Origin of the sequence: Clostridium boliviensis (assembly GCF_033342255.1) — a bacterium.
Lineage (GTDB): Bacteria > Bacillota > Clostridia > Lachnospirales > Lachnospiraceae > Lacrimispora > Lacrimispora boliviensis.
In genome coordinates, this window is sequence record NZ_JAWONS010000329.1 from 196566 (window position 1) to 212004 (window position 15439).

The window sequence follows — 15439 nt, forward strand, 5'->3', positions numbered from 1 at the left end:
TTTACGGTATTTTTCTGTTATTTATCTAATCTCATAACCTTTTTAATCAGGAACCTCAATGGTTTATATGTAACGCCTTCCATTGCTTTTGTTACCTTTGTCATTTCCTCGCTGATTTTAATATTCTGCGGACAATGGGATTCGCATTTTTTACATTTCACACATAGAGAAGCATTGTGGGGCTTGTTCTTAATGCTGGTCTGCATTATGTATTTACCTCTGGAAGCTAATTTCCCCTCTATTTCCATGTCATTATAGCAGGAAAAACAGGTTGGGATATCCACTCCCATGGGACAGGGCATACAGTAATTGCATCCGGTACAGGGGACCTTAATTTTCTTATCCAGAATTTCCTTTACCTGTTTAAACAGATTAAAATCAGCATCGGTAAAGGCATTTATCTCCGTCTCAGATGCCACTCTGATGTTTTCCTTTATCATCTCCATGGAATTCATCCCGGAAAGCACAACCGTAACTTCCGGCTGGTTCCACAGCCATTTAAATGCCCATTCTGCAGGCGAGCGTTTCACATGAGCATTATTCCAGACAGATTCCACCTCTTTTGGGAGATTCGTCACCAGCTTTCCGCCCCGCAGCGGCTCCATAACCATTACAGGAAGCCCTTTACCTGCGGCATATTTAATTCCTTCCACACCCGCCTGCCTGTTCTCATCCAGATAGTTATACTGCAGCAGACAAAATTCCCAGGGATAGGCATCCACCAGCTGGATAAATTCATCTCTTCCTCCGTGATAGGAAAAGCCGATATTCCGGATCTGGCCTTTTTTCTTCTTTTCTTTGATCCAATCATGGATCCCCAGTCTGATCAGCCGGTTCCATACGGTTGTATCAGGAAGCATATGGATTAAGTAATAATCAATATAGTCTGTTTGAAGCCGCTTTAATTCCGTGAAAAAGATGCGGTCAAAGTCCTCGTATTTTTTAATGGAGTACGGAGGCATCTTGGTGGCAATTTTTACCCGTTCCCTGTATCCCTTAGAAAGTACCCTTCCTAAAACCACTTCGCTGTTCGGATAGATATATGCAGTATCAAAATAATTAACGCCCTGCTCAATAGCATAAATGATCTGCTTTTCCACTTCCTTTTCATCCCGGCTAAACCTCATACATCCAAAACCAAGTACGGAAAGCTCATCCTGATTTTGGGGATTGATCCGATACTTCATGGCATATCCTCCTGATCCGTTTTTTTATTCCTATTATAATCCTTTTTACGGACATGGCAAGTATTAAAATAACTGCTACCCAGTAACCACCCCTTTTTTCAAAATGATATTTGCATATAATTCACGTTCGCCTGTCATAATGACAACGGATGAGTGATTTTTCGTTCTGTCGTAGAACTCCCACTTGTCAATTTCTTCAAAGCAGGCAGCGCCCCTCTCATCATGCTTTGCCACAATTTCCTTATATTTGTCCCAGATCGGTGTCTTCACTTCATCTCCTTTAACCACTCCCATCAGTGTAACCGGGTGTTCCACATAAGTATCAAGGGGAAACAGCTGTAAAATCGCATCCAGAATTTCCGGTACTCCGTGCCCATCCATACGGATCACTTTTTTTCCGTACGTATGACCTGGGAAGTTTCCGTCACCGATGGTAAGCTCATCGGTATGGCCCATTTCGCATAAAACCTTTAATAATTCCGGACTGATCATTGATGGTATTCCTTTTAACATAATAATCTCCTTTTCTCAAAGAGCGCTCCCCTTTAAACGGAGAGCGCTTTAGAATTAATCGTATAAGTTTTGTGATATCTCACTGGTGTCCATATTGTCTTTGTTGTACCACTGGCTTCCTGTATCAACATCTGCAACAGCTTCCCCTTTTGCAGCTGCAACAGACAGTTTTACGGTCTGGTAACCGATTTCCACTGGTGCCTGGGTTACGGCTCCTGCCAGCTTTCCTTCTTTGATTGCTTCTTTAATCATGGTACCTGAGTCAAAGGCAACGCCTATTACATCTTTTCCTAATCTACCTAAATTCTCATCACCGGTGATCAGTCCTTCGCCAGTCTTTTGGTTGGAGGCAAAGATGCAGATGGTATCTTCTTTATTTAATATGGTCTGGGCATCGGTTGTCATAAGGGAAGCCTCTACCTTCGCCGGAACAGCCACATCAAGTATTACGTCAGCTGAATTGCCTTTGTCTGTTTTGGAATCCGTTACAAACTTGTCATTTCCTGTGATGCATACGGTTTTTCCGTCTGCCTTAATTAACTCTGTTATTTTGTCAATAAAGCCAAGACCACGGCTGATAATGGACTCTGAGGTTGCATCCTGGTTCAGTACACCGATACGGACGCTTGCTGATGACTTTGCAATTAAGTCCTTAACGAGGGGATAGGTGTTTTCTGCAGCAACTTCTCCTGCTTTGTAATTATCAGTGGCTGCATTGGCAACAACCGCCCCGTCTGGTGCATCCGGTACACCGGAGTCAAATCCGATAATCGGAATTTTTGCATCCTGGGAAGCTTTAATGCTGTCGTTAAGTGCAGAAACATCAAGCGCTGCCAGTCCAATGGCTGCAGGCTTCATCTGAACTGCATTATTCATCATCTGAACCTGCTGTGCAATATCTGATTCGGAATCAGGTCCCTGAAATTCCAGATGAACTCCCAGTTCACCTGCCGCCTTCTGCGCTCCCTTGTATACTGCCTGCCAGTACTGGGACTGAAATCCCTTTGCCACCATGTAAACCGTCATATCTCCACTTTCTTTTGCGTCCGCGGCTGTCGTACCTTTTGCATCGGCTGCTGTGGTACCTTTCGCATCATTGGCTGAAGATTTGCTTGCGCAGCCGGCAGTCAGTGATGCCATCATAGCTGCTGTGAATAAAACGCCCCATACATTTTTTTTCATTATTGCTTCCTCCTGATTTTTTTCTATGTAATTTCTTACGAATTACACTTCTCTCAGCTCTTTCTCCTGTTGCGGTAAACATCGGCAAATACGGCAACGATGATTACCAGTCCGGTGGCAACCTGCTGATAGTGGGTCTGAAGTCCCACAAATGGAAGCCCGGTCTTTAATACGGAAATAATAAATACACCAATCATGGTTCCTGCTATGGTTCCGATACCGCCTGACATGGAAGTTCCGCCGATAACAACTCCTGCTATGGCATCCATCTCAAATCCGGCTCCGCCTCCAGGCAGCAGTGTGGAATAGATTGTGGAATAGGCAAGACCTGCAATTCCTGCAAAAGTACCGCTGATGACATAAGCGATGATTAAATATTTATCCACATTCACTCCTGATAACCGGGTCGCTTCTTTGTTGCTTCCAAGTGATAAGATATAGCGGCCGGTTTTGGTTTTGTTCATTACCACTGCCATGACAACCGCAGCAGCCATCAGAAACAAAAATCCGGTTGGAATTAAGAGTCCGCTTTCTGTTTTAATTTTAAATATGGCGCGGTACCAGCCTTCAGGATCAGAACCTGATTTCCAGGTGATCGATTGGGCGCTTGTAATGATGGAACCGATTCCTTTAGACAGCATCATGGTTCCAAGCGTTGCGATGAAGGGCGGCAACCCCAGCTTGGCAACTAAGAAACCGTTTATAATTCCAAATGCCGTTCCGATCAGAATACAGATAATGATCACCAGCCATATGGGAAATCCCTTATTTACACTTAAGTATCCTGCCACCAGACCGGACATGGTTAACACGGTTCCGATGGACAAGTCAATGCCTCCTGTGGCGATTACAAAGCAGATGCCAATTGCCATGAAGCCAATATAATAGGACGCATCAAAGATATTCACCATGGTGTTATAGGTTGCAAATCTGGGATTCATGACTCCGAATACCAGGTAGATTACGATTAAAGCCAGCAGAGCCACAAGCCTCTGGGTTCCTATTGCCTTAATAAGCGGGTTATTTTTCAGTTTTTCCATTGCTGCCCTCCTGATTTCTCATGGTCGCTGCAGCCATGATCCGCTCCTGCGACACCTCTTCTATTGGGATTTCATCGGTGATGCGTCCTTCGCACATTACCATGACCCTGTCACTCATACGAAGAATTTCTGTCATCTCCGACGAGATCATAATAATTGATTTCCCCTGTTTTACCAGGTCATTCATCAGGTGATATATCTCACTTTTTGCACCTACGTCAATTCCTCTTGTAGGTTCGTCAAAAATCAGGATATCGCAGTTTCTGATCAGCCATTTGGCAATTACCACCTTTTGCTGGTTTCCTCCTGATAAATTCACCACCAGCTGGTCCACACCCGGAGTCCTGGTATTTAAAAGATGAACGTAATGCTCTGCCTGCCGGTTCTCCTTCTTCTTGTCAATGAAGATTCCCTTCATAAAGGAAGAAAGGGAAGCCATGGTGGAGTTTTCCGCAACAGACTTAAAAACTACAATTCCAAAACGTTTCCGGTCCTCTGATAAATATCCGATTCCCTGATTTACAGCATCCTCCGTGGACTTTATATCCACTTTTCTTCCATTGATGAAGATCTCACCACCGTCTTTTTTATCCGCCCCGAATATTGCTCTGGCCGCTTCTGTTCTTCCAGCTCCCATTAATCCGGAAAAGCCCAGGATCTCTCCCTTTCTCAGCTCAAAGCTCACATCCTTTACCATTTTCCCGGCACTTAAGTGCTCCACCTTTAAAACAACAGGGGCATCCCCTTTCACACTGGACTCCTGCTTTGGATCTTCGTAAATCACCCGGCCTACCATCATATTGATGATGTCATCCTTTGTGCAATCTTTTGTTGTCAATGTACCCACATACGTACCATCACGCATAACCGTTACCCGGTCCGTGATTACCTTAATTTCATCCATCCGGTGGGATATGTAGATGATCCCCATTCCTTTGGAACGCAGATCCCGGATAATTTTAAACAGTTCTTCGATCTCTGTCTCCGTAAGCGCTGCAGACGGCTCATCAAATACAATCAGCCTGGCTTCTCTGGAAATTGCTTTCGCTATTTCACACATCTGCTGCCGCCCCACGGTTAAATTGCCCATCACCTCTGAAGGATTGATCTCAATATTCAGCCGCGCAAACAGCTTTCCAGCTTCTTTATTCATCATGGAGTCACTGATGAATCCTCCCCTCATCATTTCCCGGCCAATAAACAGATTCTGGGCCACTGTTAAGTGATTCATCATATTAAGCTCCTGATGGACAATGGCAATTCCAGCTTCCTGGGCCTTTTTTGGTGTGGCAAAATCCACTTCCTGCCCCTCGAATTCTATGGTACCGGAATCCCTGGAATAGATGCCTGTAAGAATTTTCATCAGAGTGGATTTTCCTGCCCCGTTTTCCCCCATCAGCGCATGGACCTCTCCTGCCTTTACCTCCAGATCTACGTGATCCAAAGCATGTACACCAGGAAAGGACTTGTCAATTCCCTTCATTCTCAGCATAACCCTGCCCACATTCTCACTCTCCGCTTCTTTTTTTGTTTTGATCCATATGTTTTGTTCTCATGATTCCATTATATCGGAATTGAAATTTTCTAATATAGAGGATCTTACAAAAAAAGAAGAAGATTTTACTTTTTAAAAGGGGAAGAGAAGCTTTTGATTCTCATCTGTATAAATATTATCTGCAGTAATCACCTCCGTATCGCAATAGATATTTTGAGGGGACTTTTTCCCCCGCACTGCTTCCACCGCAGTCTGAATCCCGATATACCCCATATTAAAAGGCTTCTGTACAATCAGGGTATCAATGATTCCTTCTTCTAAATACTGAATTCCTTCAATGTCATTATCAAAACCCACCACATGAACCTTATGGCTTAGATTCATCTCTTTAATGGCTCTTGCAACCCCTACTGTGGAATATAGATTCAGGCCGGCGATCAGGGTGATATCGGGATGTGTTTTCATAAGCTCTATGGTTTTTTCGTATGCCTGGTTATAATCGGAATTGCTGTAAAGAACTGCCTGAATCCTGTTTTGATCCTCGCCCAGACCTTCCCGCAGCCCTTCCTCCCTCTCTATGGCAGTGGAAGAGCCTTTCACATGGGAGACCACGGCAATCTTCGTATCCTTATTCACGTATTCTTTCATCTTCTGCCCCATCTGCAGCCCTGCGTTTCTGTTATCCGTACCAATGTAAGTTTCCTCCAGATCTTTATCCAGCTTGGAATCTATGAGTATGAGCTTAATTCCCGCATCAGTTATCTTCTTTACACAGTCCGTCATTTCTGAGTAGCGTATGGGTGCAAGTGCGATGACATCCGGCTTCATTTTCACAGCTTCTTCAATATATTTTTCCTGTGTTTCATAATCATTTTCCTCTTCCGGAGCCAGAATCACCAGATTCGCCTGATATTCCTTTCCAGCACTTTTGGCTCCGGATATCATGGACATCCAGAAGTCATTTGTCTTATCCTGAACCTTGGGTATAAAAACGACTTTCACCGTTTTTTTCTCCCCCAGTTCATCAAACAGAAAAACAGCAGACAAAAACAAAACCGCCATGGCAGAAAAAAGAATCAATAATATTCCGTTTTTATGTTTCTTCATTCAGGTCCTCCATCAACCGGTAAGGTATGGTTATGGTAACTGTAGTCCCCTTCCCTTCCTTACTTTCCACACTTAAGCCGCAGCCAGGTCCATAATACATCTTAAGGCGGTCCTGAATATTCTTCATTCCCACTCCGTTATGCTTCTGATCGTTTTTTTTCTGGAAAATCGTGTTCAGAGCCTCCTGGGTCATCCCAGCGCCATCATCCATTACCTTTAGTATCACAGTTTCTCCCTGCCTGTACCCGCAGATAAGAATATTGCCCTGCTCTGTTTTGTACTTCAGTCCATGATACAGAGCGTTTTCCACCAGAGGCTGTAATACCAGTTTTACAATGGCACACTCCATAACTTCCGAATCAACTCTGATATCAAACGCCACCTTGTCTTTATATCTCATCTGCTGGATCAGCAGATAATTTCTGGTATATTCCAGTTCCTGCCACACAGTCACATAGATATTGGAATTGCCGATTGCCTGGCGGAAAAATCTGGCCAGTACAGAGGTCATCTTTATGGCCTGGTCTGAATCCTCCGTTTCAATCAGCCAGATAATGGAATCCAGGGTATTGTAAAGAAAATGAGGATTGATCTGGGACTGCAGCGCTTTTAATTCACTCTTTCTTTTTTCCGCCTGCTCCTTGCTGTTTTTCTTCATCAGCTCGTCAATCCGTTCAGTCATGCGGTTAAAGGAACGTGTCAGACTGGAGATCTCGTCCTCACCTGCTGCTTCAATGCTGACCGGCTGAAACTTCCCCTCCTGTACTTCCTTCATGGCAGCCTGAAGCTGCTTAATCGGCTCCGTAATTTTCGCCGACAGAAACACTGCAAACAGACTTGCCAGCAGTATCAGAACGAACGCTGCTGCACTGTACGTGTTTTTCATGGCAGATTCGTTGCCAGCCAGCTCTGAGGTATAAATCACCCCCACAATCGTCCAGCCGGTTTTTTTTGAATGAAAGGGTGTATAGATCTTATTTTCATTATTTTCATCAGTGTAGGAAAGACTGGTTTTGCTGTTTGATACTTCTTTTAAAAGCTCCTTTTTTACCCCGCTTAAGATCAGCTGCTGCTGGGGGTGATAGACGATTTCTCCCTTCGCGTCAAGGATATAAACATACCCCTTATTTCCCAGACTGATGGATTCACACAGATCATTGATAACGTCATAATTTAAGTCAATAACAAGGAGCCCCTCCACACGGCCGGTAGCCGGATTTGGGATTCCCCTGCTTAGAGTTACCACCCATTTATAATCGTCTTTTACCAGATTCTGTACGTGTGAGGAGGAAATAAGAATTTTGCTTTCCGCCATTTTCGCATCCTGATACCATTCCTTGTCCTTAAGCCGTGCCCGTATATTCAGGCTGTCGCTTCCATTATTAATAAAATATCTCCCATTATCTCCCAGGACAGCAATGTTATAGATATCCGTCCTTGCGTGAAGAATGGTCTGAAATGCTTCCTTTAAGTTCTCTCCCGTTTCCTTTTTATCATCAAACAGATATCCGGTTATATCCCGGTTATTCATAATGACCTGGGAGATATTTTCCATGTAGTCAATGTAATTTTCAATGTTGAAATTGACTTGTTCGATCAGCTGCCTGCTGTTTTTCTCCGAATTATTCATGAGATTGCTTTTGGTAAACCGTATGGAAAAAAACAGGAACACAATTACGGTTAAAAGAACCAGGAGAGAAAAATATATGATCATGTTGGTCCGTATACTTTTAAACCTGACTTCAATTTTCATAGGTGCCTTTCCGGTTCTTTCTTAAGCCTGCATATTCTTTTGGAGTCTTTTCCGTCGTTTTTTTAAAAATCGCGCTGAAATAGTTGGCATCGTTGTATCCGCACTTTTCTGCAACCTGGTAGGTCTTTAAATTCGTATTTTCCAGAAGCTCCATGGCTTTTTCCATCCGCTTTTTCGTTAATGCTTCCACAAAAGTCATACCCGTATAATTTTTAAAGGCAGAGCTGAAATAACTGACGCTGATTGCCAGCTTTGTACAGATTTCCTGAAGGGACAGACTGCAGTCGGAATAATGGGTGTTAATGTATTCCAGTGCAGCGACTGCCTGATGCTCTCCATAACTTCCTCTGTTGCTGTTTACCAGTTCCAGTGCAGTATGAAAGAAATCCAGCACCTTTTCCTCCATCTGTGAAAGGTAGGAGCAGCCAAAAAGTCCTGAAATGATCTCCTGTTCTTTTAAGAAGAATCCGTCTTCTACAAGATTCAGCCGCTCCAGGAAATTCATTACTGCAAGAATCAGACTCTGATAAATCACCACAACCTTGTTTTTTGTAACCCAGTTAGCTCTGCATTCTTCCCTGATATGAAAAAGCTCCGTTTTTATCTCCTCTTCCAGATTGCTTCTGACTGCCAGGACAACCCGTTTCTCCCGTTCTCCTTCATTTACTACCCCCTGGGCACCCAGCCTGTACTTTTGAAATCTGTCCCACTCATAGATTCCCGGTTCCCTCTCCAGATAAAGATATTCCTTCATCTCCATGGCTTTTTCATAGGAAAAACTGAGCCCGTTTAAATTAAATACACAGGTGCCAATCAGACAGTACATGGTTTTGCCTGTCTTTTGAAGGATTGTGTGTGCTGACTCATTGCAGATCACTGCCATCTCCTTCTTAATCTGGGAGCTGTTTTTCTTCTTCACATAAAGAAGGATCTGACCGTCATCATCTTCCGTCACAAGAACATCTTCTGTCCATTGTTTCCGGATTAAATCCGCCATCAAGGACAATTCCTTTTTTTCAGTCTGTTCCCGAGGGCACAGTATTGCTGCACAATAGCATTCCCCTGTAAAATCAATGTGAAATTCCTTTAGTTTATCCTCGATCTGGTCTTCATGGACCCGCCCCTGTCCCAGCTGAAGCAGAAACTGGTTTTTTAATAAGGGATAGCTTCCTTCGTAATACGACCTGACTTTTAAGTTTTCCGCTTCCCCATCCAGGATTTTTTTTGCGTCCTTCAGCTTTTCGATCAGTTCCACCGCAGTTACCGGTTTTAATACATAAGAAAGCACACGGTATTCCACCGCTCTTTTTGCATATTCAAATTCATCGTATCCCGTTATAATTACCGCTTTTGTTCGTATCCTGTTTTCATATAAATACTTTGCAAGTTCAAGACCATCGACATAAGGCATGCAAATATCTGTAAGCACAAGATCTACCGGCTCCTTCTCCATAAAACCGATAGCTTCCTTCCCGTTTTCACATGTCCCTGCCAGTTCATACCCCAGTGATCCCCATGGTATCCTTTGAGAAATCCTCTCACGTATGAGAATTTCATCATCAACCAACAATACCTTATACATAATATAATCCCCTCAAATCTCATTAAGTGTTACAGTAAGTATGCTCAGTTTACAGAAAAGAAAATATCAATAAGGCCGGAATTTCTGAAGTAATCTGCTGTGCTCCAAAAATTCCGGCTGTTTCGTTAGTATCTGGTTATTTTACAATTACGCCGTCCTCATCCCAGAGGTCATGCCAGTCACCTGCACCTTCCCAAAGGAATACCTGCCCTTTCACCAGACGGTTGTTCCTTTCTAAGGTTGCGATCAGGCTCATCTCCTCTGCCGTAAGCGGATCTTCTGTCATTGCTTTTAAGTTGCTTACGTATTCCATCTCATGAATAGAGAAAGGAATCGGAATCTGTCCTCTCTGGCGGGCCCATTTAAGAGCGATAACCGCTGGATGAACGCCATGAGCAGCTGCAATTTTCTTCATTTCCGGTGTCTGTAAATCTGCCACATCCTCCGGACACATATCTCTTTCCGGTCTCTGGGGAGAGCCTAATGGCATGAAACCAATGGGCTGGATCTTATGAGCAACCAGATAATCGAACAGCTTCTGCTGCTGGAAACAGGGGTGAAGCTCCATCTCACACGCTGCAGGCATAATGTTCATGTGGGGCAGAACCGCTTCCAGCTTTGGAATGGTCATATTGGAAATACCGATGTTGCGGATCAGTCCTTTTTTAACCAGTTCCTCACATCGACGATAGGTTCTTAAAAATTCATCCGGAGAAAATGGTCTGGAATCCGGATTGCGGGAATCTACGTCGCAGTGAGGTGCATGATAATTTGGAAATGGCCAGTGTATAAAGAACATATCCATATATTCACACTGTAAGTCTGCAATACTCTTTCTACATGATTCCTCTACTCTCTCATGCATGTCGTTCCATACCTTTGTCATAATGAAGAGGTCTTTTCGTTCCACTACTCCCTCTGCAAATGCCTGCTGGAATACTTCACCGATCTGATCTTCATTTCCATAACATGCCGCACAGTCAAACAAGCGGTATCCACAGCGGATCGCACCCCCAACAGCTGCAGATACTTCATCTGGAGTAAAACGGTCGGAACCGAAGGTTCCCATACCTACACAGGGGATTTCCTCTCCTGTGTATAACTTCACTTTTGGCACCAATGCCGGATTTACAGATTCTTTCATTGTCATATTCTCCTTCTCTTTTATAGGATTGTGATCATATAGCTCAGCCGTTTTTCTTCCCCTGGCTTTACTATTGCTGCATTTCGTTTTTCTTCAAACACATCATTTTCATCGCTGCAGGTGGACAGCCCGGTCCATGGTTCTAATGCAAGAAACGGTCCGTCATTGGCAGCTGACCAGATGACCAGATAGGGAAATGACCCCATCTCAAGCTCCACTCCATGTCCGGTTTCTTTGTGACAGAGTGTTACTTTTTTCGATTTCAGCTTGTCAAATATAATGCCGTCTTCATAGAAAAGGGAATGGGCGAGAGGAAGAACGGTACCGTCAAAGGCAATCTCTTTCCTGTGTCCCATATCAACCAGCCCTGTCTTTAAGTCTGGTGCAGGTGCAGTCTTTTCTTCATTGGCATCAAAGATAACCTGATAATCCTCATAATTTTCTGCTGGTAAAAGAGGGCACCGAAACGCCGGATGACCTCCAATAAAGAAAGGCATATCCTCTGTCCCTGTATTTGTTACTCCGTATGTCACATGAATGCTGTTCCCTTCCAGCCTGTATTCCATGGTAAGGGTAAATGGATAAGGATATTTTCCCATCATCTCTTCATTTTCTGAAATGGAAAAACAAATGCTGTTCTCTTTTTCTGACTCCAGCTTAAATTCTTCCCTGCGGACTATTCCATGCCTTGGCATCTGGATTACTTTCCCATCTTTTGTGACTGCCCTGTTGTCTCTTAAGCTGCCGCAGATGGGGAACAGGACCGGAGCCTGCCCGCTCCAAAACTGGGGATCTCCCTGCCATAAGTACTCCACACCAGCTTCGTTCTTAATAGATGTAAGTGCACCTCCCAGGGAGGTGAATCCCACTTCCAGCCGTTCATTTTTTAATGAGTATTTCATTTTCAACCCCCGATTCTTGTGATTTCTATCTGCGGCAGCAACTGTTCCATGTCTTCCATCAGGAAAAAGCCTGTTTCCTCTCTTAATGCAGAGGCTGCTGAAACAGCACTTGCATTTCTTAAAATCTCTTCCATAGGAAGCTGTCTGGAAAGTCCAAGAGCAAAACCTGCAATCATGGAGTCACCGCATCCCACCGTGTTTACTGCATCTATTTTAGGCACTCTGGCTCTGTAAATACCGGAGCTGCATACCACGAAGGAACCTTTTGAGCCAAGGGAAACAGCTACAATCTCCACACCGCGTTGATGAATGTCCTTTGCAGCTTCGATCATCTCTTCCAGGCTGTCGCAGCTTTTTCCTGTCAGCATACGGATCTCATCTAAATTAGGCTTAATCATGGAAGGTGCAGCTTCAATGCCCATTTTGAGCAGATTTCCGCTGGTGTCTAAAATCACCTTTTTTCCTGCTTCTTTTCCTATCTTAACCATTCTCTGGTAAGCTGTGCCGTCAAGTCCCCGGGGTACACTTCCTGATATTGCTATAACTTCAGCCTCTTTCGCAAGCTTTTTGAAATGTTCCAGGAACGAAAGAAAATCTTCCTCCTCCACTGCAAAACCAGGTTCCAGAAATTCTGTCTGGATCTTGTTTTTTTCATCCCAGATATTAATGCAGGAACGACTCTCTCCTTTGAGATGGTAAAATGCACTGGTGATTCCAAAGGAGCTTAACGCTTCTTCAATATAATCACCTGCATGACCACCTACAAAACCGGTTGCCACAACGCTGCCTCCTGCAATAACCGCCGGCTTTGATACATTTAAGCCTTTGCCTCCCGGTGTATAGGAACAGGATTTTACACGGTTTACTTCCCCCTGTGAAAAACCATCAATTACATACCGTTTGTCAATGGCGGCATTTAATGTTACGGTCAGTATCATACCTTCCTCCTATTCGTTTACCAAAAGAATCTTTCCCTTTACCAGACCCGGTGTCTTAAAGAGCTGGAATGCCTCCTGCGCCTGATTCATGGGCATCTTTTTATAAACAAAGCCAGGATCAAATTTCAGCTGTCCTGTGGCAAAATAATGAGCTGTCAGCTTCCATTCTTTTCCAGGGAAGGGGGAGCTGTAAGACATCCAGGATCCGGTCAGTTTAAATTCTTTCCGGTTCATGTTTTCCCACATGGAAGGAGTAAAGGATAAATCCACATGGGGAGTTCCGATGAAACAGACATTTGCTTTATTAGCTGCCAGTTCAAATGCCATCTGCATGGTTGGCACCTGTCCCGCCGTCTCAAATACATAGGAAAAGCCTTTTCCTTCTGTAAGAGCCATTGCCATTTCTTTAAATCCCTCTTTTGTGGTATTAATTGCTTCATCTGCGCCCAGACGTTTTGCAAGCTCCAGACGTTCTTCACTGATATCAAATACCACCACTTTTTTGGCTCCGAAGATCTTCGCCCACTGCATGGTGAACATACCGATGGTTCCGCCTCCTAAAACTGCGGTATACTCGCCGCCCCGGTAGTCATTCTGGAACAGACCGTGAAGGGCAACGGTAGAAGGTTCGAACATCGCTCCCTGCTCATAGGAGATGCTTTTATCAAATGCAACTGCATTCTGTTCCGGAATTACTACATAGTCTGCGTTGCTTCCCTGCTGCCTGGAACCGATAAAGCTATAATGTCTGCAAAGAGAGAAGTTTCCGTTCTGGCAGTCATCGCATTTCATACAGGGGATTAAGGGTGCTCCTGAAACCCGGTCTCCCGGTTTTACTGATGTAACTCCTTCTCCGACTTCCACTACATCTCCGGAAAATTCATGTCCCAGAACAATGGGATAAAAATGTACTCCGTTATGCAGCACTCTGGGAATATCAGATCCGCAGATACCAGATGCCTTTACCCTGATCTTTACCAGTCCGGGACCTGCCTGAGGCTCCTCATAATCCATATATCTTACGTCTTCATTTGCACAAACAACTGCTGCTTTCATGACTCATTTTCTCCTTCCTGAACCATCATATCCTTTAAATGTTCATATAAGCTTAAATACTTCCGGTAATTCCGGTCATATGTTTTACTGTCAGCCTGATTGGGAACATGATACCGTTTATTCTCCACAGTCAGCTTTACTGCCTCTTCAAAATCTTCATAAATTCCAACTCCGACCCCGGCCAGGATTGCCGCTCCCAAAGTCGTAGCTGTATCAGAAGAGGGAACGATCACAGGCTTGCCTGTCACATCGGACTTAATCTGAGTCCATAAAAGAGAATTTGCTGATCCTCCCATGGCTCTTAATACATCAACCGATGCTCCTGCCTCTGTTGCCACTTCCAGGTTATGTCTTAAGGACATGGCCACTCCCTCCATGGCAGCTCGTATGAAATGACCTTTAGTCTTTCCAAAATCCATTCCGTAATAAACGCCTTTCGCATATGGGTTCCATAAGGGAGAACGTTCCCCTGCCATATAGGGAAGGAAGATCAGTCCGTCACTGCCTGGAGGGACGTTTCTGGCTGCTTCGTTGAAAAGATCCAGAGAACTTTTTCCAGTTCTTCTGCCTTCTTCTCTTTCAAATGCGCCAAACTCTTTCTCCAGCCACCGCATGGCTCCGCCGCCTCCGGTTGTGCCGCCCTGTAACAGCCATTTACCAGGCACAACATGAACGCTTAAAATCAGCCTCGGATCAGCTTTGTAGCTGTCGATGCAGATGCTCATTCCTCCTGCCTGACCTCCCTGCTCCTGGGTTTCCCCGGCATGGATCACTCCGGCTCCAAGGGTTCCGCAGGCTGCGTCAAGACCACCAGCTACTACAGGCGTTCCCTCTGCCAGCCCTGACTGAGCAGCAGCTGCATTCGTTACCGTGCCAATCACTTCATGGCAGGGGTGGATATCCGGAAGAATATGCACCGGAATACCAAGTGCTTCGCACATCCCCTCATCCCAGGTTCCGGTATGCATATCAAAGCAGTGAAACCCATATCCCTGAGAAATATCCTGGGTCATCTGACCGGTGAGTTTATATGCAATGTAGCTATTGGACTGGAGTACCTTATGGATCTTTTCATACACCTGGGGCATATTTCTCTGGTACCAGATAATTTTAGCAGTGCTGTAGGATGGCTGCAGGGAATTGCCGGCTACTTCAAATATCCGCTGTTCTCCCACTTTCTCACTCAGTTCCCGGCAGATATCATCGGCCCTGGTATCCATCCAGATGGGCGTATTGGTTAAAACGCTGCCTTCTTTGTCTACTGCTATGGCTGACCAGCTCTGCCCGTCAATTCCGATTCCTGCGATTTCTTCCGGCTTTATCTGTGATTTGGAAAATATGTATTTCATGGTGCTGCAGATCACCCGCCACCATTCATCCGGGTCCTGCTCTGCCCAGCCTGTCTGGGGATAATAAACCTCATACTCCCCGGTTGCGGCTTCCAGAACGGTACCATTTCTATCGAAAACGGCAATCTTACAGGCACTGGTGCCTATGTCTATCCCCAATAAATAAGGTTTCATGTTTTCCTCCTGATAAA

The 15439-nt window shown here is 44.6% G+C and carries 13 protein-coding genes; all 13 read right to left on the reverse strand.

All coding sequences use genetic code 11. The features are described from left to right. Window positions 1-17: 17 nt before the first annotated feature. Window positions 18-1187 carry an aldo/keto reductase gene (locus RZO55_RS24565; protein ID WP_318066880.1) on the reverse strand — a complete coding sequence of 390 codons (1170 nt, stop codon included), beginning with the start codon at window positions 1185-1187 and terminating at the stop codon, window positions 18-20. Between the two features lie 75 nt (window positions 1188-1262). Next, a complete protein-coding gene (locus tag RZO55_RS24570; protein ID WP_318066881.1) occupies window positions 1263-1700 on the reverse strand; it encodes an RbsD/FucU family protein in 438 nt (145 codons plus the stop codon). Window positions 1701-1754: 54 nt separating this feature from the next. After that, the gene (locus RZO55_RS24575; protein WP_318066882.1) at window positions 1755-2882 is read right to left on the reverse strand and encodes a substrate-binding domain-containing protein; all 1128 of its coding nucleotides are present in this window, start codon (window positions 2880-2882) and stop codon (window positions 1755-1757) included. Window positions 2883-2935: 53 nt separating this feature from the next. After that, window positions 2936-3922, reverse strand: a complete 987-nt coding sequence (locus tag RZO55_RS24580; RefSeq protein ID WP_318066883.1) for an ABC transporter permease — start codon at window positions 3920-3922, stop codon at window positions 2936-2938. Continuing rightward, window positions 3903-5414 carry a sugar ABC transporter ATP-binding protein gene (locus RZO55_RS24585; protein WP_439100086.1) on the reverse strand — a complete coding sequence of 504 codons (1512 nt, stop codon included), beginning with the start codon at window positions 5412-5414 and terminating at the stop codon, window positions 3903-3905. The genes RZO55_RS24580 and RZO55_RS24585 overlap by 20 nt, the downstream gene beginning before the upstream one ends. A gap of 135 nt (window positions 5415-5549) precedes the next feature. Continuing rightward, window positions 5550-6524 carry a substrate-binding domain-containing protein gene (locus tag RZO55_RS24590; RefSeq protein WP_318066886.1) on the reverse strand — a complete coding sequence of 325 codons (975 nt, stop codon included), beginning with the start codon at window positions 6522-6524 and terminating at the stop codon, window positions 5550-5552. After that, window positions 6511-8277, reverse strand: a complete 1767-nt coding sequence (locus RZO55_RS24595; RefSeq protein WP_318066887.1) for a sensor histidine kinase — start codon at window positions 8275-8277, stop codon at window positions 6511-6513. Before RZO55_RS24595 ends, RZO55_RS24590 begins: the two co-directional genes overlap by 14 nt. Continuing rightward, complete coding sequence (locus RZO55_RS24600) at window positions 8267-9859, reverse strand: response regulator transcription factor (RefSeq protein WP_318066888.1); 1593 nt, start codon at window positions 9857-9859, stop codon at window positions 8267-8269. Before RZO55_RS24600 ends, RZO55_RS24595 begins: the two co-directional genes overlap by 11 nt. 136 nt (window positions 9860-9995) lie before the next feature. Then, window positions 9996-11003 (reverse strand): aldo/keto reductase, encoded by a 1008-nt coding sequence (locus RZO55_RS24605; protein WP_318066889.1) that lies wholly within the window; start codon window positions 11001-11003, stop codon window positions 9996-9998. A gap of 20 nt (window positions 11004-11023) precedes the next feature. Further along, entirely contained in the window at window positions 11024-11905 is an 882-nt protein-coding gene (locus RZO55_RS24610; protein WP_318066890.1) for an aldose 1-epimerase family protein, read from the reverse strand. Window positions 11906-11907: 2 nt separating this feature from the next. Further along, a complete protein-coding gene (pfkB, locus tag RZO55_RS24615; protein WP_318066891.1) occupies window positions 11908-12843 on the reverse strand; it encodes a 1-phosphofructokinase in 936 nt (311 codons plus the stop codon). 9 nt (window positions 12844-12852) lie between these two features. Then, entirely contained in the window at window positions 12853-13899 is a 1047-nt protein-coding gene (locus RZO55_RS24620; RefSeq protein ID WP_318066892.1) for a galactitol-1-phosphate 5-dehydrogenase, read from the reverse strand. Continuing rightward, complete coding sequence (locus RZO55_RS24625; RefSeq protein ID WP_318066893.1) at window positions 13896-15422, reverse strand: xylulokinase; 1527 nt, start codon at window positions 15420-15422, stop codon at window positions 13896-13898. The genes RZO55_RS24620 and RZO55_RS24625 overlap by 4 nt, the downstream gene beginning before the upstream one ends. Window positions 15423-15439: the final 17 nt, after the last annotated feature.